Raw genomic sequence first — 25,123 nt, forward strand, 5'->3', positions numbered from 1 at the left:
GCGAACGGCTTCCCGCGCCTCGGCCGCGCACCCGGCTGCCTTACCCGAAACGACAGGGAGGGCGGCCCCGCCATGTGGGGCCACCCTCCCTGCCGCTTTTTGATCCGCTCAGCTGTAGAAGGCCGGGCGCTCGACGAGTTCGACCTCGATCCGGCCGCCCTCGGCCTGGGCGCGGACGCCCGCCTCGCAGACCGCGGCCGTGGCGTAGCCGTCCCAGGCGCTGGGCCCGGTGACCTCGCCGCGCCGGGTCGCGTCGACCCAGGCCTGCACCTGGCGGTCGTACGCGTCCTCGAAGCGCTCCACGAAGTCCTGGGCGATGGTGCCGCCCCAGCGGCCCGCCATGTTGGTGACCAGGGCGTGGCCGTCACCGATACGGGCCGTGCCGCGCTCGCAGACCACCTCGGCCTGCACCTGGTACCCGAAGCCGCAGTTGACGTTGATCTCGACGTCCACGATCGCGCCGCCGGCGGTCTCGAACAGGACGAACTGCGGATCCTGCAGGCCCTCCGGGGCATTACCGGACGGCGTCGGCTTCAGCACGGTGACCGCGGTGATCTCCTGGTCGAGCAGCCAGCGGGTGATGTCCATCTCGTGCACGACGGAGTCGTTGATGAGCATCTCGCTGGTGAAGCCGGGCGGGGTCGCGACGTTGCGGTGCCGGTTGTGCAGCATCAGCGGCCGGCCCAACTGCCCGCTGTTCAGCAGCGCCTTGAGCTTCGCGTACTCGGCGTCGTACCGGCGCATGAAGCCCACCTGCACCCGGCGGTGCCCGAGCCGCTGCTCCGCCGCCAGGACACGCAGCGCCGAGGCCGAGTCCGGCGTGAGCGGCTTCTCGCACAGGACGGGCAGGTCGTACTCGAAGGCGGTGAGCAGCGCCGCCTCGTGGGCGGGACCCGGGGAGGCGATCAGTACGGCGTCGACGCCGTCCGCGGCCATGGCGGCGGCCGGGTCGGTGTGGGCGGTGCAGCCCTCGATGCCGTCGGCGATCCGCTTCACCCGTTCCGCGTCGACGTCCACGACGGCGGCGACGCGTGCCCCGTTGGTCACTTGGTCGAGACGCCGCACATGATCGGCACCCATCTTTCCGGTGCCGATGACGGCCACGCCGAGCGTTCCGCGCTGAGCCATGGTCGTTGATCCCTTCTCAGGCGCCGCAGGAGCGCAGGAACTGGCGGGTGCGCACCGCGATGGGCAGGGGCTTGTCCGGCGGGCAGGGGTACATGTCCTGCTCGACGATGGCGAACAGGTCGACGCCGAGGCGCTGCGCGGCGGCCAGAACCGGCTCCAGCTCGGGGACGCCGGCCGGGGGCTCGCACATCACACCGCGCTGGACGGCGGGGCCGAACGCGATCCCGTTCTTGACGACGTCGGCGAGGATCTCCGGGTCGACCTGCTTGAGGTGCAGATAGCCGATGCGCTCGCCGTACGTCTCGATCAGCTTGACGTTGTCGCCGCCGCAGTACGCGTAGTGCCCGGTGTCCAGACAGAGACTGACCAGGCCCGAGTCCGTCGAGTCGAGGAAGCGCTCGACGTGCTCCTCGGTGTCGATGTGCGTGTCGGCGTGCGGGTGCACGACGATGTCGAGACCGAAGCGCTCCCTCACCTCGTGGCCGAGGCGCTCCATGCCCTTGGCGAGATACGACCATTGACGGACCGTCAGCTCCGACGGTTCGAGCAGCGCGGCGGTCTTGTCGTCCCGCCAGAAGGACGGGATGACCACCAGGTGCTTCGCGCCCATCGCCCGGGTCAGCTCGGCGACCTGGCTGACGTGCTCCCAGGTGCCGTTCCAGACCTCCGGGCCGCGGTGCAGCGCGGTGAAGACCGTGCCGGCCGACACCTTGAGGTCGCGCTTGTCCACCTCGTCGGTGAGCCTGGCCGGGTCGGTCGGCAGATAGCCGTACGGGCCGAGCTCGATCCAGGAGTACCCGGCCTCGGAGACCTCGTCCAGGAAGCGCTCCCAGGGCACCTGCTGGGGATCGTCGGGGAACCAGACGCCCCAGGAGTCCGGGGCGGAGCCGACGCGGATGCGGTCGAGCGCATCGGCCATCAGGACGTCTTCCCTTCCGAGGAGGCCACGGGTGCCTTGAGGTCTGCCTCTTCGGGGAGTTCTTCGACGTCGACGCCGCGGACCTGGGAGAGCTCGTGCTTGAGGGCGGCCAGTTCGGCGCCGCCGGCCATGTGGTTGGTGAGTTCTTCGAGGCTGACGTCGCTGCGGGCGGCGGAGAGTTCCATGGTGCCCAGCCGCAGGACGCTGAAGTGGTCGCCGACCATGTAGGCGTGGTGCGGGTTGTGGGTGATGAAGATGACGCCCAGGCCGCGGTCGCGGGCGGCGGCGATGTACTTGAGGACCACGCCGGACTGCTTGACGCCGAGGGCGGCGGTGGGCTCGTCCAGGATGAGGACGCGGGCGCCGAAGTAGACGGCGCGGGCGATGGCCACGGACTGGCGCTGGCCGCCGGAGAGGGTGCCGATGGGCTGGTCGAGGTCGTCCAGGATGATGCCCATGTGGCGCAGTTCCTGGTCCGCGGTCTGCTTCATCTTCTCGATGTCGAGGCGGCGGATGGGCCAGGGGCCCTTGGTCATCTCGGAGCCGAGGAAGAAGTTCCGCCAGACCGGCATCAGGGGAACGGTGGCCAGGTCCTGGTAGACGGTGGCGATGCCCTTGTCGAGGGCCTCGCGCGGGTTGCTGAGCTGGACCGGTGCGCCGTCGATGAGGAACTCGCCCTCGGTGTGCTGGTGCAGCCCCGAGATGATCTTGATCAGGGTGGACTTGCCGGCGCCGTTGTCGCCGAGCACACAGGTCACCTGGCTGGGATGGACGGCCAGATCGACGGTGTGCAGGGCCCGGACGTTGCCGTATGCCTTGCCCGCGCCCTTCAGTTCGACGATCGGCTTGGCGTCCTCGGGCCTGTCCTTGACCGCCGCGCCGTTGGGGGAGGTTTCGTTGCTGGTCATCAGTTCACCTCCGGGTCGCCTGGCGGCGGACCCACAGATTGACGAGGGCGGCGAGCAGGAGCATGACGCCGAGGAAGGCCTTGAACCAGTCGGGGTTCCAGTTGGCGTAGACGATGCCCTGGGAGACCATGCCGAAGATGAAGGCACCGATGACCGGGCCGATCGCGGAGCCGTAGCCGCCGGTGAGCAGGCAGCCGCCGATGACCGCGGCGATGATGTACAGGAACTCGTTGCCCACGCCCTCGCCGGACTGGACGGTGTTGAACGAGAACAGGATGTGCATGCCGACGAACCAGGCACCGGCGCCGACGCCCATGAACAGGGCGATCTTGGTGAAGGTGACCGGCACACCCACCGCACGCGCGGATTCCTTGTTGCCGCCGGTGGCGAAGATCCAGTTGCCGAACTTGGTGCGCAGCAGCAGCCAGGTCGCCGCCGCCGCGAACACGAACCAGTAGAACACCGTGATCTTGACGTCGACGCCGCCGACGCTGATCTCGGACGCGAAGACCTTCTTGGCCTGGTCGAAGCCGTCCATGTCGCTGATCGAGTCGGTCGCGACGTTCCCGGTGAAGATCTTGGTGATGGCGAGGTTGCCGCCCTGCAGGATCAGGAACGTACCCAGCGTGATCAAGAAGCTTGGCAGTCCGGTGCGGACCAGCAGATAGCCGTTGAACGCGCCGATCGCCAGCGACACCAGCAGCGCGACGATGACACCGGTCCACACGTTCATCGAGAGCTGGAAGCTCCACATGCTCGCGGTCAGCGCCGAGGTGGTGACCGCGACGCCCGCGGAGAGGTCGAACTCGCCGCCGATCATCAGCAGGGCCACCGGGAGGGCCATGATGCCCATCACGGAGGACTCGTAAAGCACGTTGGCCAGCGAACCGGCCTCACGGAACGGCGAGGCCACCGCGAAGAAGAACACGTACACGGCGATCGCCGCGATGAGTGCGCCGATCTCGGGTCGGGCCGCCAGTCGGCGGGTGAGCGAGCGTTCCGAGGTCCGGCCGTCCTTGGGGGCGGCCGGCGGAGCCGGCGACGAGGAACCCGTCGCCGGTACCGTTGCCTGGGACATAGAAATCACCGAGTGCCCTTCGCGGCGAACTTCGCGATGGTCTCGACGTTGGACTTGTCCACGAACGCCGGACCGGTCAGCACCGGCGCCTGGCCGCCACCGCTGAAGTTGCCGTTGGTCTTGTACAGCCACAGGGAGTCGACGGACAGGTAGCCCTGCAGGTAGGGCTGTTGGTCGACCGCGAACTGGATGTCGCCGTCCTCGATGGCGCCGATCAGGTCCTTATTGAGGTCGAAGGTCGCGACCTTGGCCTTGCTGCCCGCGTCGTCCACGGACTGCACGGCGGTCAGGGAGAACGGGGCGCCGAGCGTGACCACGTAGTCGATCGCCGAGTCCTGCTTGAGCTTGGCGGTGATCGTCGACTTCACCGACGGCATGTTCGTGCCGTTCACGTAAAGGATCTCCGTCTTGCCCTTGAAGCCCTCCTTGACACCCTTGCAGCGCGCCTCCAGGGCCACATGCCCCTGCTCCATGATCACGCAGATGTTGTGCTTGGCGCCGACACCGTTGAGCTTCTCGCCGAAGGCCTTGCCCGCCACGTACTCGTCCTGGCCGAAGTACTCCAGCAGGCCCTGCTCCTTCCAGTCGTCGACGCCGCCGTTGAAACCGACGACCGGGATACCGGCCGCCTTGGCCTTGGCCACCGTGGCCTTCATCGCGTCCGGCTTGGCGAGGGTGACCGCGATGCCGTCGACCTTCTGGTCGATCGCGTTCTGGACCAGGTTGGCCTGCTTGGCGCCGTCGGGGTTGCTGGAGTAGATCAGCTCGACGTTGTCCTTGGCGGCGGCGGCTTGGGCCCCCTTGCGGATCGTGTCCCAGAAAGTGTCACCGGGAGCCGCGTGGGTGATCATCGCGACCTTCATACGGGGGGTGTCGGCCTTGCCGGCCGACGCGGCGCCCGTGTCCTCCTCGGACTTCTTGCCGCCGGAGTCACTGGAACAACCGGTGACTATCAGGGCCGCCGTGGCGGCCGCGGCGACGAGGGCGATTCTGCGGGAACGGGCGCGAGACATGCGGTCCATCTTTCTGGCACCTCACTGTGCGACAGGGGAGAGGGAGCAGGGGCAGTGGTCCGGGTGGTGTGCCCGGGCCGTGGGTCCGTACGGAAGGAAACCGCAGGACCGCGTACAGACAAACTCGGCTGTGCTGTTGGGAGGGGATGTAAGTCCCTGACGGACCCTGCTGTCAATACTTTGTTAAGACATCATTTCAGGATCACGTGAGAATGTAAGTACAAAGTATTGACATGGCTCGGCCGCGGTCTTACACCTAGGACACACCGGTCCCCTGCATCCCGCACGCCCGGAAGCCCGTAGCCAGCACGAGGAGCGACGCGTATGACCGAGTCCTTCGACCTGATCACCATGGGTCGCATCGGGGTCGATCTCTACCCTCTGCAGACGGGCGTGCCGCTCGCGCGTGTCGAAACCTTCGGTAAATTCCTCGGCGGTTCGGCGGCCAACGTGGCGGTCGCCGCGGCCCGGCTGGGCCGTTCCACAGCGATCGTCACCCGGACCGGCGATGATCCCTTCGGAGCCTATCTGCACCAGGCTCTCAAGGAGTTCGGGGTCGACGATCGCTGGGTCACCCCCGTCGAGGAGTACCCGACGCCGGTCACGTTCTGTGAGATCTTCCCGCCCGACGACTTCCCGCTGTACTTCTACCGGCAGCCCAAGGCGCCCGATCTGGAGATCCGCACCGACGAGCTCGACTTCTTCGCCATCCGCGCGGCGCGGATCTTCTGGATCACCGGCACCGGTCTGAGCGAGGAGCCCAGCCGCTCCGCCACGCTCGCGGCTCTCAAGGCGCGCGCCAAGGCCGGCACCACCGTCTTCGACCTCGACTGGCGCCCCATGTTCTGGAAGGACCCGGACGAGGCCCGCGCGTACTACACCGAAGCCCTGCGGCACGTCACCGTCGCCGTCGGCAACCTCGACGAGTGCGAGGTCGCCACCGGGGTCCGCGAGCCGCGCGCCTGCGCCGACGCCCTCCTCGAAGCGGGCGTGGAGCTGGCCGTCGTCAAGCAGGGCCCGAAGGGCGTCCTCGCCGTCCACCGCGACGGCACCACCGCCGAAGTGCCGCCCGTACCCGTCGAGGTGGTCAACGGCCTCGGCGCCGGCGACGCGTTCGGCGGCTCGCTCTGCCACGGGCTGCTGGCCGGCTGGGAACTGGAGAAGACGATGCGGTATGCCAACGCGGCCGGCGCCCTGGTCGCCTCCCGCCTCGCCTGCTCCTCCGCGATGCCGACCGCCACCGAGGTCGAGGACCTCCTCGCCTCCCGCGCCTGACGCCGCCACCCCTGAACGGAGCCAGACCCTTGACCATCACCATCCCCGACCTCGTCAGGGTGCGCGCCCGGCACCCGGAGGCGGTGGCCGAAGCGGCCGCCCGCCGGACCCGGCGCCCCCTCGTCGGCGACAGCGGCCGCCTCATGATCGTGGCGGCCGACCACCCGGCACGCGGCGCCCTCGGAGTCGGCGACCGCAGGCTGGCGATGGCCAACCGCGCCGACCTGCTGGAGCGCCTGTGCGTCGCGCTGTCGCGGCCCGGCGTGGACGGGGTGCTCGGCACCGCCGACATCCTGGACGACCTGCTCCTGCTCGGCGCGCTGGAGAACAAGGTCGTCATGGGTTCCATGAACCGCGGCGGTCTGGCCGGCGCCGTCTTCGAGATGGACGACCGGTTCACCGGACACCGCGCCGAGGACATCGCCCGGCTGAACTTCGACGCGGGCAAGCTGCTGGTGCGCGTCGACTACGACGACCCCGGCTCGCTGACCACCCTGGAGTCGACAGCCCGCGCGATCGACGGCATGGCCGCGCACCGGCTCCCCGTGTTCGTCGAGCCGTTCATCTCCCGCCGCGTCGAGGGCACGGTCCGCAACGACCTCACCGCCGAGGCCGTCACCCGCTCCATCGCCATCGCCTCCGGCCTCGGCGGCACCTCCGCCTACACCTGGCTGAAACTCCCCGTCACCAGCGACCCGGACGACATGGCCGCCGTGCTGGAGACGTCGACCCTGCCCGCCGTCCTGCTCGGTGGCGAGGTCGGCAAGGACCAGGAGGGCGCGTACGAGAGATGGCGCAAGGCCCTGCGACTGCCCACCGTCCAGGGTCTGGTCGTCGGCCGGTCCCTGCTCTATCCCGCCGAGGGCAGTGTGGAGACCGCGGTGGACACCGCGGTCGGCCTGCTCTGACCGGAAGGACCCACCACACATGACCAGCGCATACCACCTGCCCGCGGGTAAGGCCACGAGCGGCCCGTACGCCGTGGACATCACGCCGGAGAGCGCCGGCTGGGACTACTCCAGCTTCCGCGTCCTCGAACTTCCGCCCGGCGGCACGCACTTGTTCACCGCCGGGGACAGCGAGTGGATCGTGACCTCGCTCAGTGGCGGCTGCGCCGTCACCGTCAGCGACGACTTCGGCCGCGACGCCTTTGAACTGCGGGGCCGCACCGACGTGTTCAGCGCCGCCAGCGATTTCGTATACGTTCCGCGCGACGCGACCGCCGCCCTCTCCTCGGCCGACGGAGGGCGCTTCGCGCTCTCCGGGGCCCGCTGCTCCCGCCGCCTGCCGGCCCGCTACGGGCCCGCCGAGTCCGTCCCGGTCGAGCTGCGCGGCGCCGGCAACTGCTCCCGCATGGTCCGCAACTTCGGCGCGGCCGGGGCCTTCGAGTGCGACAAGCTCATCGCGGTCGAGGTGATCACTCCGGGCGGCAACTGGTCCTCGTACCCGCCGCACAAGCACGACGAGCACCGGCCGGGCGAGGAGTCCGAGCTGGAGGAGGTCTACTACTTCGAGATCGCCGACCACGAGGGCACGCCCGGCGTCGGCTACCAGCGGGTCTCCCCGTCCGGCCACGGCAGCGGCACGGACGTGCTCGCCGAGGTGCGCGACGGTGACATCGTCCTGGTCCCCGACGGCTGGCACGGCCCTTCCATCGCCGTGCCCGGCCACGACATGTACTACCTCAACGTCATGGCGGGCCCCGACGCCGATCGGAGCTGGCTGATCTGCGACCACCCCGACCACACCTGGATCCGCGACACCTGGCCGAGCCAGCCCGTCGACCCCCGGCTGACCCGAACCACCCAGTGAGGAACCGATGAGCCGCTCCACCCTCCGCCTGACCGTCGCCCAGGCACTGGTGCGTTTCCTGGCCGCGCAGTACACGGAACGCGACGGCGTACGGCACCGGCTGATCGCCGGTACCTGGGGGATCTTCGGCCACGGCAATGTCGCCGGGATCGGCCAGGCGCTCCTTGAGGCCGGCGAGGAGACCATGCCGTTCCACCAGGGCCGCAACGAACAGGCCATGGTGCACGCCGCGGTCGGGCACGCCCGCCAGCTCAACCGGCTCTCCGCCCAGGCGGTCACCACCTCCATCGGCCCCGGCGCGACCAACCTGGTCACCGGCGCCGCCCTGGCCACGGTCAACCGCCTCCCGGTGCTGCTCCTGCCCGGCGACTACTTCGCGACCCGCGCCGCCGACCCGCTGCTCCAGCAGTTGGAGCACCCCGTAGAGGCGGACCTGTCGGTCAACGACACGCTGCGTCCGGTCTCCCGCTACTTCGACCGGATCACCCGCCCCGAGGCGCTGATCCCGTCCGCCCTGAACGCGATGCGCGTGCTCGCCGACCCGGTCGAGACCGGCGCCGTCACCCTCGCCCTGCCGCAGGACGTCCAGGCCGAGGCGTACGACTGGCCCGAGGAGTTCTTCGCCGACCGGATCTGGCACGTACGCCGCCCGGCGCCCGAACCGGCCGAGCTCGCGGCCGCCGCCGAAGCCGTACGGAACGCGCGGCGCCCCCTGATCGTCGCGGGCGGCGGAATCCACCACAGCGAGGCCGAGCCGGCCCTCAAGGCGTTCGTGGAGGCCACCGGCATCCCGGTCGCCTCCACCCAGGCCGGCAAGGGCTCCCTGCGCCACGACCACCCGGCGGACCTCGGTGGCGTCGGCCACACCGGTACCGCTGTCGCCGACGAACTGGCCCGCACCGCCGACCTGGTCATCGGTGTCGGCACCCGCTACACGGACTTCACCACCGCCTCCGCCACGCTCTTCCAGGAGCCGGACGTGCGGTTCCTGAACCTCAACGTCACCGCCTTCGACGCGCACAAGCTGAGCGCACGGACCCTGGTCGCCGACGCCCGCGCCGGTCTCGAAGCCCTCACCGAGGCGCTGTCCGGCCACCGAGTGGACGTGGCGTACGAGGCCGAGTACCGCGCGGGCAAGGAGCGCTGGGACGCGGTCGTGGACGCCGTCTACCGGGCGGACGACGAGTACGCGGTACCCACCCAGACCCAGGTCCTGGGCGCCCTGGACGCCGTGGTCGGCGACGACGACGTCGTCATCAACGCGGCCGGCTCGCTCCCCGGCGACCTGCACAAGCTCTGGCGTGCGCGCGGCCCGCGCCAGTACCACCTGGAGTACGGCTTCTCCTGCATGGGCTACGAGATCCCGGCGGGCATCGGTGTCCAGCAGGCGGCCCCCGGCACCCCCGTGTGGTCGCTGGTCGGCGACGGCACGTACCTGATGATGCCCACCGAGATCGTCACCGCCGTCCAGGAGGGCCTGCCCGTCAACCTGGTGCTGATCCAGAACCACGGGTACGCGTCCATCGGCGGCCTCTCCGAGTCGGTCGGCGGTGAGCGGTTCGGTACCGCCTACCGCTACCGGGCCGCCGACGGGACCTTCACCGGCGCCCCGCTGCCCGTGGACCTGGCCGCCAATGTCGCCAGCCTCGGCATGGACGTCCTGCGCGCCAAGACCGTCCGCGAACTGCGCGACGCCCTGGCCACGGCCCGCGCCTCGGACCGGCCGACGTGCGTGTATGTCGAGACCGACCCGACGCCCACCGCGCCCGCCGCAGAGGCCTGGTGGGACGTACCGGTCGCCGAGGTCGCCTCCCGCGAGGCGGCCGCCCGCGCCCGCGAAACGTACGACCAGCGCGTCGTCGACCGCCGCCGCCACCTCTGATTCCCCCCTCCCTGAATCACCTGCTCACGAAAAGGATCCGCACCTCATGAGGAACATCAACCACTGGATCGGGGGGAAGCCCGTCGAGGGCGCCTCCGGCCGCTTCGGTCCCGTCTACAACCCCGCAACGGGCGCCCAGGAGAAGCAGGTGCCGTTCGCCACGGTGGACGAGGTGGACGCCGCTGTCGCCTCCGCGCAGGCGGCCTTCGAGAGCTGGGGCACCGCCTCGCTCGCCAAGCGCACGACGGTCCTCTTCAAGTACCGCGAGCTGCTCGACGCGCACCGCGACGAGATCGCCGAGCTGATCACCGCCGAGCACGGCAAGGTGCACTCCGACGCGCTCGGCGAGGTCGCCCGGGGCATGGAGATCGTCGAACTCGCCTGTTCCGTACCGCAGTTGGTGAAGGGCGAGCTGTCCACGCAGGTCTCCACCCGCGTCGACGTGGCCGCGATCCGCCAGCCGCTCGGTGTCGTCGCGGGCATCACGCCGTTCAACTTCCCGGCCATGGTGCCGATGTGGATGTTCCCGCTGGCCATCGCCTGCGGCAACACCTTCGTGCTCAAGCCGAGCGAGAAGGTTCCCTCCGCCTCCTTCCGCCTGGCCGAGCTGGCCTCCGAGGCCGGTCTGCCGGACGGCGTCCTCAACGTCGTGCAGGGCGACAAGGCCGCCGTGGACCGCCTGCTGGAGCACCCCGACATCACGGCCGTCTCCTTCGTCGGCTCCACGCCCATCGCCAAGTACATCCAGCTCAAGGGCATCGAGCACGGCAAGCGTGTGCAGGCCCTCGGCGGTGCCAAGAACCACATGCTGGTCCTGCCCGACGCCGACCTGGACTTCGCCGCCGACCAGGCCATCAACGCCGCGTACGGCTCGGCCGGCGAGCGCTGCATGGCCGTCTCCGTCGTCGTCGCCGTCGGCGACACCGGCGACGAGCTGGTCGACAAGATCGCCGAGCGCGCCAAGGGCCTGAAGATCGGCCCCGGCAACGACGCGGCCAGCGAGATGGGCCCGCTCATCACCCGCGAGCACCGCGACAAGGTCGCCTCGTACGTGGAGAGCGCCCGCGCCCAGGGCGCCGAGGTCGTCGTGGACGGCACCGGATTCACCGTCCCCGGGCACGAGGACGGCTTCTTCCTCGGTGTCTCGCTCCTCGACAACGTGCCGGTCACCGCGGACGCGTACAAGGACGAGATCTTCGGCCCGGTGCTGTGCGTGGTCCGCGCGGAGACCTACGACGAGGCCATCGCGCTGATCAACAGCTCCCGCTGGGGCAACGGCACCGCGATCTTCACCCGGGACGGCGGCGCCGCCCGCCGCTTCCAGCTGGAGGTCCAGGCGGGCATGGTCGGCGTGAACGTGCCGATCCCCGTGCCCGTCGGCTACCACTCGTTCGGTGGCTGGAAGGACTCCCTCTTCGGGGACCACCACATCTACGGCAACGACGGCATCGCCTTCTATACCCAGGGCAAGGTCATCACCACCCGCTGGCCCGACCCGGCCGACAGCGGCGGCATCAACCTCGGTTTCCCCAGCAACTCCTGACGGAACCCACACCCCAAGGAGGCCGTGCCCGTCGGCGGCACGGCCTCACCGCAGCGGTCCGTGGCACCGGCACGATCTGCCGGACGCCACGCACCGACGGACACGCGAAGGGAGGGGCTCCCGTGGCAGAGACCGAAACCGCACGCCCGGCCACCGCCGCGGCCTTCGACAGCCTGGAGGTCGCCCTGGACCGGGGCAGCCCGATCCCGCTCTACTACCAGCTCGCGCAGCAACTGGAGTCGGCGATCGAGCACGGGGCGCTCGCCCCGGGCAACCTGCTGGGCAACGAGGTGGACATCGCCGCCCGGCTCGGTCTGTCCCGGCCGACCGTCCGCCAGGCCATCCAGTCCCTGGTGGACAAGGGCCTGCTGGTGCGCCGACGCGGCATCGGCACCCAGGTGGTGCACAGCCAGGTCCGGCGTTCACTGGAACTGAGCAGCCTGTACGACGACCTGGCGGCCGCCGGGCAGAGCCCCGCCACCCGGGTACTGCGCAACGACATCGAGTCGGCCTCCCCGGAGGTCGCCGCGGCTCTCGGCATCCCCGAGGGCCGGGACGTCATCGTGCTCGAAAGGCTGCGCTCCACCTACGGCGAACCCGTGGCCCACCTGTCCAACTACCTGCCCGCCACACTCCTCGACCTGGACACCGAACGGCTGGAGGAGACCGGCCTCTACCGGATGATGCGGGCCGCCGGAATCACCCTGCACAGCGCCCACCAGACCGTGGGCGCCCGCTGCGCCACCGCCGACGAGGGAAGCCTGCTCCACGAGGTGGAGGGCGCCGCGCTGCTCACCATGTGCCGCACGGCCTACGACGACACCGGTCGGGCCGTGGAGTACGGCACCCACGTCTACCGCGCCGCGCGCTACACGTTCGACTTCCAACTGCTCGTCCGACCCTGATCGGCTGCGGCCACCGGGGTGGGAAGGCGCCCGCGGCGGTACGTTGGGCCCGTATCGCACGGGCGCACGGAGCGTGGCGCACGGGAACGGACCACTCCCCGGGACGGAGGAGGTCAGTGTGGCGACGAGCGAGGAGAGCGGCGTGACGCGGCGGCGGGCCGACATGGCGGACGCCGCGGTCGTGCTGCTGGACGCCCGCATGGCGGTGGCCGGCTGGACCGGTGACGCCGAGCGGCTCTTCGGCTATCGCCGGGCCGAGGTCGCGGGCCGGGCCGCGACCGACCTGCTGATGCCCGAGGACGCCGCGCGCCTGCCCGACCTGAGTCGCCGCTGCGGACGGCACGGCGGCTGGACCGGACTCCTCGCGGTGCGCCACCGCGACGGGCACCCGGTCGTCACGACCGTACGGGTCGTACCGGCCGTGGAGGCCGCGGAGGGCCCGCCGCGCTGGGTGGTCCTGGCCGCCGACTCGACCGGCGCCGCGGGCTGGGACATGAGCCGCACCGTGCTGGAGAGGCTGGCCTCGCACTCGCCCATCGGCCTGGCCATCGTCGACGAGGACCTGCGGTACGTGTGGTCGAACGCGGCCCTGGAGCAGTTCGGCGGCGGACCCGCGCACGAACGGATCGGGAAACGGCTCGCCGACATCCAGCCCGGCCTGGACGCCCAGGCGCTGGAAGCGGTGATGCGTCAGGTCCTGGAGACCGGCGAGTCGGTCGTCGGCTACGAACACTTCGGTGCGGTCCGCTCGGCGCCGCACCGGTACACGGCCCACGCGATGTCGTTCACCCGGCTCGACGACGACCACGGCAACCCGCTCGGCGTGTACTACACCGTGGTGGACGTCACCGAGCGCCACCGGGCCCGTGCCCGCCTCACCCTTCTGGACCAGGCGGGCAAGTGCATCGGCCGCACCCTGGACGTCATGCGCACCGCGCAGGAGCTGGCCGACGTGGCGGTGCCGGGCCTCGCCGACTTCGTCACGGTCGATCTGCTGGAGACCGTCCTCGAAGGAGGCGAGCCCGCCCCCGGACCGCTGAGCGCCGCGGACCCCGTGCCGCTGCGGCGGGCCGGCCACCAGTCGGTGAACGAGGGCGTCCCGGAGGCCGTCGTCCAGATCGGGCAGGTGGCCTCCTACCTGGCCGGGGCGCCCCCGATCCGCGCGCTGGTCGGCGGCGAGTCCTGGATCGAGGAGCGGCTCGACCCGCTGGCCCCGGAATGGGCCACGGACATCACCCGGGCCGCCACGTTCCTCGACCTCGGACTGCACACCGCGATGATCGTGCCGGTGCGGGCGCGCGGCACCACGCTCGGGATCACCGCGTTCTTCCGGCGCCACCGACAGGACCCCTTCGACCAGGACGACCTGGGCCTGGCCGAGGAGTTCGTCGGCCGCGCGGCCCTGTGCCTCGACAACGCCCGCCGCTACACCCGGGAGCGCGACGCGGCCCTCGTACTGCAGCGCCATCTGCTGCCCCACCGGCTCCCCGAGCAGGACGCGATGGAGGTCGCCGCCCGCTACCGGCCGGCCGACGAGCTGACCGGACTCGGCGGCGACTGGTTCGACGTCATCCCGCTGTCGGGAGCGCGCGTCGCCCTGGTGGTGGGCGACGTCGTCGGCCACGGCATCGAGGCCGCCGCGGCCATGGGCCGGCTCCGGGCCGCCGTACAGACCCTCGCCGACCTGGACCTGCCGCCCGAGGAGGTCCTCGCACACCTCGACGACCTGGTCGACCGGGCCGGATACGAGGACGACTCCGTGGCGGCCGCCGGCGCCGGCGCCGACGGCGTCCGGGCGAAGGGCGCCAGCTGCCTGTACGCGGTCTACGACCCGGTCGGCGGCCGGTGCTCCATGGCCGCCGCGGGACACGGCCTGCCCGTGATCGTCGCGCCGGACGGCACGGTCGACTTCCCCGAACTGCCGCCGGGCCCCGCGCTCGGCGTGAGCGGCCCGCCCTTCGAGTCGGTCGAACTGCCGCTCGCGGAAGGCAGCGTGCTCGCCCTGTGCACCGACGGACTGCTCGCCGCCGAGGGGCCTGCGCCGGAGCGGGACGCCGCCGCCGACCGGGAGCGGCTGCGCCGCGTGCTGGAGCGACCGGCGCCCAGCCTCGACGACCGCTGCCAGGCCGTGGTGGACGCGCTGGTCCCGGCGCGCCCGCCGGACGACGTGGTGCTGCTGATGGCCCGCGCCCGCCGCCTGGGCGCGGAACGGACGGTGTCCTGGGAGCTGCCCGTTGACCCGGCGGCCGTCGCCGACGTGCGCAAGCGGACGTCACGGCAGCTGTGCGAATGGGGCCTGGACGAGCTGACCTTCACCACCGAACTCGTCGTCAGCGAACTCGTCACCAACGCGATCCGGCACGCCTCCGGGCCGATGAGACTGCGGCTGATCGTGTCACGGGCCCTGGTCTGCGAGGTCTGGGACGCCAGTGCCACCGCCCCGCACCTGCGCCATCCGAAGACGACCGACGAGGGCGGCCGCGGCCTGTTCCTGGTCTCCCAGTTCACCCAGCGCTGGGGGACGCGCTACACCCCGGACGGCAAGATCATCTGGACCGAGCAGTCACTGACGGGCCCGGAGATCTGAGCGGGGCGCACGACCAGGCGGCCCGGCGAGGCGGCCCGGCAGGGCCGCACGGGGCTGCGGTACGGGGCTGCGGCACGTTTCGCTCCGCTTTCTGCCGCGCCCGTTGTGCCTGACGGGGCATTAAGTCACTTTTGTCGCATAGTGCGTCCGGAGGTCGACCCGGACCGGCCGTCCGCGCGCCCCGTGGTTCACCTCCTCGTGCCCGCACCCAACGAGGAGTGACGCCTCATGTCCGACACCGCGTCCCGGCGGTCCGTACTGCGCCTGCTGAGCGGCGCGACCGCCGTCGCCCTGGCCGCGACCTCGGGGCTCCCGCCCCTCGCGTATGCCGCGGCTCGGCGACCACCGGCCGCGGGCCCCCGCGTCGAGGGGCTGCTCACCCGGCTCACCCTGGACGAGAAGCTCTCCCTGCTGCACGGCGCCACCGACCCGAAGCACCTCGGCCAGGCCGGCTACGTCCCTGGCGTCGAGCGGCTCGGCATCCCGTCGCTCCGCCTCGCCGACGGCCCCGCCGGAGTCCGCGTCAAGCAGCCCGCCACCGCCCTGCCCGCGCCCGTGCTGCTCGCCGCCGCCTTCGACCCCGGCCTCGCCCGCCGCTACGGCCAGGTCATCGGGCGAGAGGGCCGCGCCCTCGGCCAGGACGTGCTGCTCTCCCCGATGGTCAACCTCATCCGCACCCCGTACGCGGGCCGCAACTTCGAGACGTTCAGCGAGGACCCGCTGCTCTCCGCCGACCTCGTGGCCGAGGAGATCATGGGGATCCAGAACGAGGGCCTCATCGCGACCGTCAAGCACTACGCGATGAACAACCATGAGATGGACTGCGACTCCGTCGACGTGCGCATCGACGAGCAGACCCTCAACGAGGTCGAACTGCGCCCCTTCGAGGCCGCCGTCGGCGCCGGCGCCCGCGCGGTCGTGGGCGCCTACAGCAAGGTCAACGGCACCTGCGCCCGCGAGAACGGGGAACTCCTCACCGGCACCCTCCGCGACCGCTGGGGCTTCGACGGCTGGGTGATGACCGACTGGCACGCGGCCCACAGCACCGTCGCCGCGCTCATCGCGGGTCTGGACATGGAGATGCCGAACGGCACGTACTTCGGGGCCGCCCTGAAGACAGCCGTCCAGAACGGGAGCGTCGCCGAGGAGTACGTCGACCGGGCCGTACGCCGGATCCTCACCGCGATGGACGACTTCGGGCTGCTCGACGGCAGCGCCAGGCCGCGCCCGGACCGGAACGCGGCGGCGGGCGCGGCGGTCGCCCTGGAGGTCGCCAAGGCGGGCGCCACCCTCCTGCACAACAGGAACGGCACACTGCCCCTGACCGGCGAGGCCGCCCGCACCATCGCCGTCGTCGGCCCCACCGGCTCCCTCCCCTTCGTCAGCGGCGGCGGCAGCGCCCACGTCGTCCCCGACCACGCCGACAGCCCATTGGACGCCATCACCTCCCGTGCGGGACAAGGCGCCCGGGTGTCGTACGCGCTCGGCGAGGACCTCTTCGGCAAGCCCCTGCCCGAGGGCGCGCTCTCGGCGGGCATCGACCCGGACGGCCAGCCGGTCGCCGCCGGGAAGACCTGGACGTACGACGGGGCGCTCACCGTCGAGGACGACGACGAGTGGACCCTCGTCATCCACTACTCCGGAACGCGGCCCAAGGTGCTCCTCGGCGGAGTCGACCTCTTCCCGGTGGCGGCCGGGCTCGCGGAGCACTTCACGGGCGGTCTGGTGTCGACCGCGCCCGACGGACTCGCGGTGCGCCGCAGGACGCTCGATCTCACCGCCGGTGAACACAGGGTCGAGATCACCGCGAAGGGCGGCGCCCAGGGACAGACGTTCCGGCTGCGGCACGCCACCGGTGCGACCCGCGCCCAGGACCTCGCCGAGGCGGTGAAGGCGGCGCGGACCGCGCACAGCGTCGTGCTCTTCGGGTACGAGGACGCCACCGAGAACCAGGACCGCACGACCCTCGCCCTCCCCGGCCACCAGAACCGGCTGATCGAGGCGGTGACGGCGGCGAACCCGCATACCACCGTCGTCCTCAACACCTCCTCCTCGACCTCGATGCCCTGGCTGGAACGCACCGCCGCCGTGCTGCAGATGTACTACCCGGGTCAGGAGGGCGCGGCCGCCACCGCCGCCGTCCTGTTCGGCGACTGCGACCCCGGCGGACGGCTCACCCAGTCCTTCCCGGCCGACGACGACCACCACCCGGTAGCGGGCGACCCGCGCCGCTACCCGGGCGTCAACGGCGTCGAGGAGTACGCGGAGGGCGTCCACGTCGGCCACCGCTGGTACGACGCCGAGGGGGTGCGCCCGCTGTTCCCGTTCGGGCACGGGCTCTCGTACACCTCCTTCGCGTACGAGGGACTGCGGGTGGCACGGACCGCGGACGGGCTGGACGTGGAGTTCACCGTGCGGAACACCGGGCGACGGGACGGTGTCGACGTCCCGCAGGTCTATGTGGGCCCGTCGCCGGATCTCCGACTCGACCAGCCCGTAAGGGTGTTGAGCGGCTATCAGCGGCTCGCGCTGCGGGCGGGGGAGTCGCGCCGGGTCACCGTGCGCGTCGACGCGCACACCCTCTCCTCGTGGGACACGAAACGGCACGACTGGGTCCTCGGCACCGGGCGGCGGACCGTGTGGGTGGGGGCCTCGTCGGGCGAACTGCGGCTCAGCGGGAGGGTGCAGGTGTGAGGGACCCGCGGGACGCCGTGCTGTCACAGCGACCGGGTAGGCTGCCCGGCGTGCGCTCGGGGCCGAGCGCACGCCGGGTACGGCCCGGCTCGCGGTGAAGGGAAGGAACCGGCGTTGCACGTCCAGGAGTGGCTAGAGACCGTGCCTGCGGTCAGCATCTACGCGCTGGTGGGCCTGGTCATCGGCCTGGAGAGCCTGGGCATTCCGCTGCCGGGCGAGATCATCCTCGTCTCCTCGGCACTGCTCGCCTCCCAGCACGGTGACATCAACCCCGTCATCCTCGGCGCCTGCGCGACCGCCGGCGCGATCATCGGGGACTCCATCGGCTACGCCATCGGCCGCAAGGGCGGCCGCCCGCTGCTCGCCTGGCTCGGCGCGAAGTTCCCCAAGCACTTCAGCGAAGGCCATATCGCCACCGCCGAGCGGTCCTTCGAGAAGTGGGGCATGTGGGCGGTGTTCTTCGGCCGCTTCGTCGCCCTGCTGCGGATCTTCGCGGGCCCGCTCGCGGGTGTGCTGCGCATGCCCTACTGGAAGTTCCTGATCGCCAACGTCCTCGGCGGCGTCCTCTGGGCCGGCGGCACCACGGCGGTCATCTACTACGTGGGCGTGGTCGCCGAATCCTGGCTCAAGCGCTTCTCCTGGCTCGGCCTGGTCCTGGCCCTCCTCATCGGCCTCACCTCCATGCTGATCATCAAGCGCAAGGCGAAGAAGGTTTCGGCGGAGAGGGCGGCCGAGCGGGCGGCAGCCGAGCCGGAACCGGTCCCGGCGACCGACTAGCCGACCAGGGGCTCGCGCCCGGTCGGGGTGCCGGTGTTCCCCTGACGGGCGCGGCCCGTTCAGGGGCGCGGGGAACTGCGCGACCAGCCACGGCCGGCCCGCGGACCGCGACGAACCTCAGCCCCCGTGGGCAGCCCGGTGCTCCCGAGCCAGTGCCACGTACACCGTGCCGTTCAGCGAAATGCCCTCGCGCTCCTCGTCCGTGAGCTCCCGCTTGACCTTGGCGGGTACACCCGCGACGAGCGACCCTGGCGGCACCCGCATCCCCTGCGGCACCAACGCCTGCGCGGCGACCAGCGAACCCGCCCCGATCACCGCCCCGTTGAGAATCGTCGCCCCCATCCCGACCAGACAGTCGTCCTCGACAGTGGCACCGTGCACCACGGCGTTGTGCCCGATGGACACCCGCTCGCCGACGGTGACGGGGAAACCGGGGTCGACATGGAGCGTGCAGTTGTCCTGCACGTTGCTGTCCGCGCCGATGACGATGGGCCCGCACTCGGCCCGCAGCACCGCCCCGTACCAGACGCTCGCGCCCGGGTACAGCGTCACCTCGCCGAGCACCACGGACATCGGGGCGACGAACGCCTCCTGAGCCACCTTCGGATCCTTGCCGCCCACGCCCGCGATCAGCGCCTCGTGCGTCATCGCCGTCTCCTCGTTCTCGTTGGTACCGGCACCGTAAGCGATGGGACCCCGGCAGGGTGGGGCGAAGATCACAGGCGCCCGAGCTCATGGGCGGACGTCACGCTGAGTACGGTGAGCGGGTGCCGAAGCGCAAGAACACGTTCTCATCCCGGCGGCGCCGCCTCGTGCAGCGTGCCGTCCACGCGGGCTGGGCCTGGGCGCAGCGGACGGGCGCGGTGACCGCGGAGCGGCCCGGACGGCTGCGCTTCGGCGCGATGGGAACAGGTACCAGGCTGGCGTTCCCGCAGGGTACGGTCTTCGGCGAGCCGTGGATCCACCTCGGCGATCACTGCATCATCGCCGAACAGGTCACGCTCACCGCCGGGTTGATGCCCGACCTCGACCTCGGCCCGGACCCCATCCTCCGCATCGGCGACGGCGTCGTCCTCGGCCGCGGCAGCCACGTCATCGCCGACACGACGGTAACGATCGGCAGCGACTGCTACTTCGGGCCGTACGTGTACGTGACGTCCACCAACCACTCGTACGACGACCCGCACGAGCCCATCGGCAAGCAGTGGCCGCGGATGGAGCCGGTGCAGATCGGCCCGGGTTGCTGGATCGGCACGGGTGCGGTGATCCTGCCGGGGGCGCGGATCGGCCGGAACGTCGTGGTGGCGGCCGGCGCGGTCGTACGCGGAGTCGTCCCCGACCACGCGGTGGTGGCCGGGGCACCGGCCCGGGTCGTGCGGCGCTGGACCCCCGGCGACGGCTGGCAGCCGCCGCTGCGTACGCCCGCACCGGTGCCGATCCCCGACGGGGTCACGCCGGAGCAACTGCTCGCGCTGGCGGAGCTGGACGCGGAGAGCGTCGCGGGATTGAGGGCCGTCGAGGACGCAGACGAAGACGCGCACGTAGACGTACGCGCCGAGTCCTGATCCGGCCGGCCGGCCGACGGGCTTCGGCCGGAGGCGCGTGGGGCTCGTGGAGCTGTGGTGGCTCGGCCCGTGAGGGGCTCACCCCGTCGCCAGCAGCACAGTCCCCACCAGCGCCAGGCCCGCGCCCGCCGCCTGGACACCGCGCAGCCGCTCGCTGAGGAAGCCGCGCGCGGCGAGGGCCGTCACCACCGGGCAGAGCGAGGCGAGAACGGCGGCCACGGTGACCGGGCCGTGCTGGGCGGCCAGCGAGTACGTGCCGTTGGCGGCCACGTCCGCGAGACCGACGAAGGCCAGGGCCGGCAGGGACTCCCACGCGATCTTCGGGGGAGCGACGGTGCCGCGCCGGACGGCGACGTACAGAGCCGTGCCACCCGTGAGGACGTTGGTGACGCGCTGGACGAACAGGGCGAGGAAGAGGCCGGTGAGCGTGGTCGACGCCTCGGCGATCAGGGCCATCACCGCTCCGAAGCCGAACGCCGCGACCAGGGTGAGCAGCACGGCCTGCCGCTGCACGGGAGCACCCCTGAACTGCGGGCCGCCCGCGAGGACGACCCCCGCGACGGCGACCGCGATGCCCGCGCACTGCACCAGCCCCGGGCGCTCGCCGAGCACGAGACCCACCGCCACGGGGACGGCGATGCTGAGCGACGCGAGCGGCGAGACGACGCCCATCGGGCCGAGGGCGAGCGCCTTGTAGAAGGCCAGCATCGCGACGGGTCCGACGAGGCCCGCCGCCACCGCGAACCACAGCTGCGGGCCCGTCTCGCTCCAGGCGCCCGTCACGAGGACGATCACGCCGAGCACGACCGTCGCGATCGACTGCGAGACCACCACCACCGTCAGCGCGGGCGTACGCCGTGCCAGCAGCCCTCCGCCGAAGTCGGCCAGGCCCCACAGAAGGCTTGTGGCCAGGGCGAAGAGTGCTGTCATCACATACCTCGCAGTACAGTTCGATGAACGATCCGGTGCACCACACCGTAGTTCAGTTCATTGAACTGTGTCATCCAAAATATTGAACGAGTCTCGCGAGAGCAGTGCGAGAGCACGCGAGAACACACGACAACCACGAGATCATTGGACGGAACGTGTCGGACCTCGACCTGCTGACCCAGTCCCTGGCGCGCAACGTCAAGCGCTGGCGCACCGAGCGCGGCTTCACCCTGGAGGTGCTCGCCGCCCGCGCCGGGGTCAGCCGCGGCATGCTGATCCAGATCGAGCAGGCCCGGACCAACCCCAGCCTGGGCACCGTCGTCAAGATCGGCGACGCGCTCGGCATCAGCATCACCACGCTGCTCGACTACGAGCAGGGCCCGAAGGTCCGGATCGTCCCGGCCGACCAGGCCGTACGGCTCTGGCACACCGACGCGGGCAGCTACAACCGGCTCCTCGCGGGCGCCGAAGCCCCCGGCCCGCTGGAGATGTGGGACTGGCTGCTGATGCCGGGTGAGGGCAGCCCCTCCGACCCGCACCCCGCGGGCACGGTCGAGCTCCTGCACGTCACGAAGGGCGAACTGACGCTCACCGTCGACGGCGCGGAGCACCGCGTCCCCGCTGGCGCGAGCGCCTCCTTCGAGGCCAACACCCCTCACACATACGCCAATTCAGGAGACGTACCGCTGGAGATGGTCATGGCCGTGTCGGTCCCGGGCGTGCACTGAGCCACGTGTCCGGGGCCGTGCGTGCGGCTGTTAGCGTGCCGTCATGCGCGCACCCATCGGACACTTCGACGACGCCGCCCCGGCTCCCGACCGCCTCGACACACTGACCCGCCCCGTCGCCGACGCCGTACGCCAGTGGCGTGGCAGCGTCCCCGCGGACCAGATCGTGTACGTCGACACCGAGCCGGAGTGGGCCGACACCGCCACCTTCGTCGAGCACTACGGCGGGGAACTTCTGGAGCGGTCCGCCAACTGTGTGGTCGTCGCGGGCAAGCGCGGCGGGGAGAGCACGCTCGCCGCGTGCGTCGTGCTCTCGACCACCCGGGTCGATGTGAACGGCGCGGTGCGCCGCCAACTCGGCGCGCGCAAGGCGTCGTTCGCCTCGATGGACACGGCGACCGGCGAGACCGGCATGGAGTACGGCGGGATCACGCCGATCGGACTCCCCGCGGACTGGCCGGTGTTGGTGGACTCGGCGGTGGTCGACCTTCCGTACGTGCTGGTCGGCAGCGGCCGTCGGCGGGGGAAGCTGCTCGTGCCGGGGAAGGCGTTCGCGGAGCTGCCGAATGCCGTGGTGATGGAGGGGCTTGGGGTCGCCTGACCCGCTGCGTCACGTGGTCGCGTGGTGGGCCAGGGCCAGGTGGGGGTCCGTCTCGCCCGGCGCGGGTGACGGGTCCGCGTGGACCTGGGCCGCGGTGAGTCCCGGTGCGGCATGCAGCAGGGCGTGTTCGGCCTCGACCGCGATGGCGTGGGCGTGGGCGTGCCGTACGCTCGCCTCGCCGTCGACGCCGCGATCCTGCCGGTGCCTGTGCTCGTCCTGGTGGCTGTGCCCGTGGTGCCCGGCGCTCACAAGGGTCCCCTTTCCGGTTTCCGGTGTGCTCGGTGGACTCGACGACTCCACAGAGCCGCTACGTGCGTATGAGCGCACGCATGCACTTGTCGCTGCGCACGATGAGCGTCCGCGCACGCCCGGTGAGGAACAGTTCACTCTCGCCGCGGAGCTGTTCGCCCTTCTGGGGGACCGGACCCGTCTCGTTCTGCTGCACGCCCTGGCCGAGGACGAGGCCGACGTCACGATGCTCACGGAGCGCTGCGGCGCGGCCCGGCCGGCGGTCGGCCAGTATCTGGCGCGGCTGCGGCTCGCGGGTCTCGTCAACATGCGTAAGGAGGGCCGCCGGGTGATCTGCTCCCCGCGCGACGGCCCTCTGTGCCGGGTCGTGGACGAGGCGCTGAACCTCGCCGATCACCGGCTCGGCGACCGGCCGGCGCACGACTGAGGCGGCTTGTTTTGGGCCCTGCCCTCGGGTACTCGGGGCGTGAGCCGCAGATTGCCTCCGGGCGCGGGACGCCGACGCGGGTGATGCTGGTGGGGACGGAACCACGACCCCGAGGGTGCTTCCGACGCTGTCGGACATCCGCGTACGCCGGTCAGCACAATCCAGGACGGTATTGCCATGAACCGCGACGCAACACTCCGAAGCGACGTCATCTCCAGCCATGCGGTGGTCGGTGCCCCGTGCTGGGTCAGCCTGACGGCACGCGACCAGCAGGCCGCGGAGGACTTCTACCGCGCGGTGCTGGGCTGGCGGTTCCGGTCGGCCAGGCTGATGGACCGGATCCGGATCGCGTACGCGGAAGGGGTGCCCGTCGCGGGCATCGCCGCCGTGGCCTCCATGTGGCAGATGGCCGTGGCCTGGACCCCGTACTTCGCGGTGGCCAGTGCGGACGAGGCCGTCGCCCGGGGCCAGGAGCGCGGCGGTACGACGGCGGTCGGGCCCATCGGCTTCCCGCCGGGCCGGGCCGCCCTGCTGGCCGACCGTGACGGCGCCGTCTTCGGCATCTGGGAGGGCCAGCTCGTCGCCGGCTGGGAGACCTGGCGGCGGGCGGCCCCGGCCTTCCTGCGGCTGCATACGCGCAACGCCTTCGATGCCGCCATGTTCTACGGCGAGGTCCTGGAGTGGGCCACCTCGGAGCACGGCTGCGTCGAGGTCCACTACGACGGGGACGAGGTCGTGCTGCGCAGCGACGGCGACGTGGTGGCCCGTATCCACTCCGGCGCGGTGGAGGCGGCCCCCGATCCCACGATCCGGCCGCACTGGCAGGTCCACTTCGCGGTCGACGACGTCGACGCGTGCGTGCGCGCGGCGCTGGCCCACGGGGGCACGGTCCAGGACGGGGTGTCCTCGCAGGAGGCGGTACTGCGGGATCCCGACGGTGCGCAGTTCACGGTGACGTCGCGGAAGGAGCGGTGAGACCGCGAGGCCGTGCCGCCGGAACGGCCGCCCTGCCGGGATGGTGGGACGGCACCGCCGGAACGATGGGATCGCGCCACCAGAATGAATGCCTCCGGCCGAAATAGGGCCATCAGTGACTTGAATTGATGAATGTGGCACGGAGTTCCCCGCGAATCAATTGAAAACGCTTGCTCTCGCCCCGGCACGGCGCGTACACCTGTCCCTCGCAACACTTGTATTCCGGGGGGATGTTGGCATATGCAAGGAACGGTCGACGGATTCAGTTATGGATTGGTCACGCCGCTGACGGCCTACGCCATGGCCTGCCTGGGAGCGGCTCTGGGGCTGCGCTGCATCACCCGGTCACTGCGCAACGATCAGTCGTGGAGGCCCGGTTGGCTGGCGCTCGGAGCGGCCTCGATCGGATCCGGAATATGGACGATGCATTTCATCGCCATGATCGGATTCCAGGTTGAGGAAAGTCGTATTCGCTATGACGTCGGCCTGACGATTCTCAGCCTCGCCGTGGCGATCATCGTCGTCGGCCTGGGCGTCTTCGCCGTCGGTTATCGCGGCGCGAGCACGGCGACCCTGCTCATGGCGGGCACCTTCACCGGCATCGGCGTCGCGGCCATGCACTACATAGGCATGGCGGCCATTCGCGTGCACGGCAGCCTCCAGTACGACGTCCCGACGGTAGCCCTCTCGGTCGTGATCGCCATCGTCGCCGCGACCGCCGCGCTCTGGGCAGCGGTCGCGATCCGCGGCTTCCTGACGAGCCTGGGGGCCAGCCTCGTCATGGGCGTCGCCGTCTCCGGCATGCACTACACGGGCATGGCGGCCGTCAGCGTGCACCTGCACGGTGCGACCGGCGCGCCGGGGGCCGGCGGCTCCGCCTACTCGCTCCTGCTCCCGATGCTGATCGGCCCGGTCCTCTTCCTGCTCCTTGCGGGAGTGGTGGTGATGTTCGACCCGATGCTGGTCCTCGGGGACGGCGACTGGCGGCGCCCCGTCGCCGGCCGACGTGCGCCCGCGCCGCAGGCGAGCCCTACCGGAGAGCCCGGCTCCCTGTTCGAGGCGCCCTCCGACGCGGATCGGCGTGTGTATGGACCGGGGGCGCCGGCACCACGTAGCTGGTGATCGTG

General features: G+C 71.2%; 22 protein-coding genes and 1 pseudogene. 15 read left to right on the plus strand and 8 right to left on the minus strand.

Annotated features, from left to right (window positions below; all coding sequences use genetic code 11):
* Nucleotides 1-108: 108 nt before the first annotated feature.
* The 5 genes from OHA11_RS41160 to OHA11_RS41180 are packed head-to-tail and all read right to left on the minus strand — an operon-like array spanning nt 109 to nt 5,055.
* The gene (locus OHA11_RS41160; RefSeq protein WP_266505466.1) at nt 109-1,128 is read right to left on the minus strand and encodes a Gfo/Idh/MocA family protein; all 1,020 of its coding nucleotides are present in this window, start codon (nt 1,126-1,128) and stop codon (nt 109-111) included.
* Between the two features lie 16 nt (nt 1,129-1,144).
* Entirely contained in the window at nt 1,145-2,047 is a 903-nt protein-coding gene (locus OHA11_RS41165; RefSeq protein ID WP_266505469.1) for a sugar phosphate isomerase/epimerase, read from the minus strand.
* A complete protein-coding gene (locus tag OHA11_RS41170; RefSeq protein WP_266505471.1) occupies nt 2,047-2,955 on the minus strand; it encodes an ATP-binding cassette domain-containing protein in 909 nt (302 codons plus the stop codon). The genes OHA11_RS41165 and OHA11_RS41170 overlap by 1 nt, the downstream gene beginning before the upstream one ends.
* 4 nt (nt 2,956-2,959) lie before the next feature.
* Nucleotides 2,960-4,033, minus strand: coding sequence for an ABC transporter permease (locus tag OHA11_RS41175; RefSeq protein ID WP_266505473.1), 1,074 nt, complete (start codon nt 4,031-4,033; stop codon nt 2,960-2,962).
* Nucleotides 4,034-4,038: 5 nt separating this feature from the next.
* Nucleotides 4,039-5,055, minus strand: a complete 1,017-nt coding sequence (locus OHA11_RS41180; RefSeq protein ID WP_266505476.1) for a sugar ABC transporter substrate-binding protein — start codon at nt 5,053-5,055, stop codon at nt 4,039-4,041.
* 315 nt (nt 5,056-5,370) lie between these two features.
* On the opposite strand from OHA11_RS41180, the gene iolC reads away from it, so the two are divergent.
* The 9 genes from iolC to OHA11_RS41225 all read left to right on the plus strand — a co-directional run bounded on the left by iolC (nt 5,371) and on the right by OHA11_RS41225 (nt 18,521).
* Complete coding sequence (gene iolC, locus OHA11_RS41185) at nt 5,371-6,321, plus strand: 5-dehydro-2-deoxygluconokinase (RefSeq protein ID WP_266505479.1); 951 nt, start codon at nt 5,371-5,373, stop codon at nt 6,319-6,321.
* A gap of 29 nt (nt 6,322-6,350) precedes the next feature.
* Complete coding sequence (locus OHA11_RS41190; protein ID WP_266505482.1) at nt 6,351-7,229, plus strand: deoxyribose-phosphate aldolase; 879 nt, start codon at nt 6,351-6,353, stop codon at nt 7,227-7,229.
* A gap of 19 nt (nt 7,230-7,248) precedes the next feature.
* Nucleotides 7,249-8,133, plus strand: a complete 885-nt coding sequence (gene iolB / locus OHA11_RS41195) for a 5-deoxy-glucuronate isomerase (protein WP_266505484.1) — start codon at nt 7,249-7,251, stop codon at nt 8,131-8,133.
* Between the two features lie 7 nt (nt 8,134-8,140).
* Nucleotides 8,141-10,015 carry a 3D-(3,5/4)-trihydroxycyclohexane-1,2-dione acylhydrolase (decyclizing) gene (gene iolD / locus OHA11_RS41200; protein WP_266505486.1) on the plus strand — a complete coding sequence of 625 codons (1,875 nt, stop codon included), beginning with the start codon at nt 8,141-8,143 and terminating at the stop codon, nt 10,013-10,015.
* A 46-nt stretch (nt 10,016-10,061) separates the two neighbouring features.
* Nucleotides 10,062-11,558 carry a CoA-acylating methylmalonate-semialdehyde dehydrogenase gene (locus OHA11_RS41205; RefSeq protein ID WP_266505489.1) on the plus strand — a complete coding sequence of 499 codons (1,497 nt, stop codon included), beginning with the start codon at nt 10,062-10,064 and terminating at the stop codon, nt 11,556-11,558.
* Between the two features lie 122 nt (nt 11,559-11,680).
* Nucleotides 11,681-12,463, plus strand: a complete 783-nt coding sequence (locus tag OHA11_RS41210; protein WP_266505492.1) for a GntR family transcriptional regulator — start codon at nt 11,681-11,683, stop codon at nt 12,461-12,463.
* A 118-nt stretch (nt 12,464-12,581) separates the two neighbouring features.
* Entirely contained in the window at nt 12,582-15,050 is a 2,469-nt protein-coding gene (locus tag OHA11_RS41215; protein WP_266505493.1) for a SpoIIE family protein phosphatase, read from the plus strand.
* Nucleotides 15,051-15,278: 228 nt separating this feature from the next.
* A complete protein-coding gene (locus OHA11_RS41220) occupies nt 15,279-17,744 on the plus strand; it encodes a beta-glucosidase (RefSeq protein ID WP_266505496.1) in 2,466 nt (821 codons plus the stop codon).
* Nucleotides 17,745-17,858: 114 nt separating this feature from the next.
* Nucleotides 17,859-18,521 carry a DedA family protein gene (locus tag OHA11_RS41225; RefSeq protein ID WP_266505498.1) on the plus strand — a complete coding sequence of 221 codons (663 nt, stop codon included), beginning with the start codon at nt 17,859-17,861 and terminating at the stop codon, nt 18,519-18,521.
* A gap of 117 nt (nt 18,522-18,638) precedes the next feature.
* Here OHA11_RS41225 and OHA11_RS41230 read toward each other — a convergent pair whose 3' ends face one another.
* Entirely contained in the window at nt 18,639-19,169 is a 531-nt protein-coding gene (locus OHA11_RS41230) for a gamma carbonic anhydrase family protein (RefSeq protein WP_266505506.1), read from the minus strand.
* 119 nt (nt 19,170-19,288) lie between these two features.
* On the opposite strand from OHA11_RS41230, the gene OHA11_RS41235 reads away from it, so the two are divergent.
* Complete coding sequence (locus OHA11_RS41235) at nt 19,289-20,086, plus strand: acyltransferase (protein WP_266505509.1); 798 nt, start codon at nt 19,289-19,291, stop codon at nt 20,084-20,086.
* 78 nt (nt 20,087-20,164) lie between these two features.
* Here the strand turns inward: OHA11_RS41235 and OHA11_RS41240 are convergent, their stop codons facing one another.
* Entirely contained in the window at nt 20,165-21,016 is an 852-nt protein-coding gene (locus OHA11_RS41240; RefSeq protein WP_266505510.1) for a DMT family transporter, read from the minus strand.
* A gap of 155 nt (nt 21,017-21,171) precedes the next feature.
* Between OHA11_RS41240 and OHA11_RS41245 the strand changes: the two genes are divergently transcribed.
* Entirely contained in the window at nt 21,172-21,744 is a 573-nt protein-coding gene (locus OHA11_RS41245) for a helix-turn-helix domain-containing protein (protein WP_266505513.1), read from the plus strand.
* A gap of 43 nt (nt 21,745-21,787) precedes the next feature.
* Entirely contained in the window at nt 21,788-22,345 is a 558-nt protein-coding gene (locus OHA11_RS41250; protein WP_266505516.1) for a YbaK/EbsC family protein, read from the plus strand.
* A 9-nt stretch (nt 22,346-22,354) separates the two neighbouring features.
* Here the strand turns inward: OHA11_RS41250 and OHA11_RS41255 are convergent.
* Nucleotides 22,355-22,531, minus strand: a pseudogene (locus tag OHA11_RS41255) (cation diffusion facilitator family transporter); the annotation flags it as partial.
* An 88-nt stretch (nt 22,532-22,619) separates the two neighbouring features.
* Between OHA11_RS41255 and OHA11_RS41260 the strand changes: the two are divergent.
* From OHA11_RS41260 to OHA11_RS41270, 3 genes are all read left to right on the plus strand, one after another.
* On the plus strand, nt 22,620-23,021 hold the full coding sequence (locus tag OHA11_RS41260) for a helix-turn-helix transcriptional regulator (protein ID WP_266505518.1): 402 nt from the start codon (nt 22,620-22,622) through the stop codon (nt 23,019-23,021).
* Between the two features lie 177 nt (nt 23,022-23,198).
* Nucleotides 23,199-23,996: a VOC family protein gene (locus OHA11_RS41265; RefSeq protein ID WP_266505521.1), complete on the plus strand. Its 798-nt coding sequence runs from the start codon at nt 23,199-23,201 to the stop codon at nt 23,994-23,996.
* 240 nt (nt 23,997-24,236) lie between these two features.
* Nucleotides 24,237-25,118 (plus strand): MHYT domain-containing protein, encoded by an 882-nt coding sequence (locus tag OHA11_RS41270; RefSeq protein ID WP_266505523.1) that lies wholly within the window; start codon nt 24,237-24,239, stop codon nt 25,116-25,118.
* Nucleotides 25,119-25,123: the final 5 nt, after the last annotated feature.

Origin of the sequence: Streptomyces sp. NBC_00878 (genome assembly GCF_026341515.1) — a bacterium.
GTDB lineage: Bacteria > Actinomycetota > Actinomycetes > Streptomycetales > Streptomycetaceae > Streptomyces.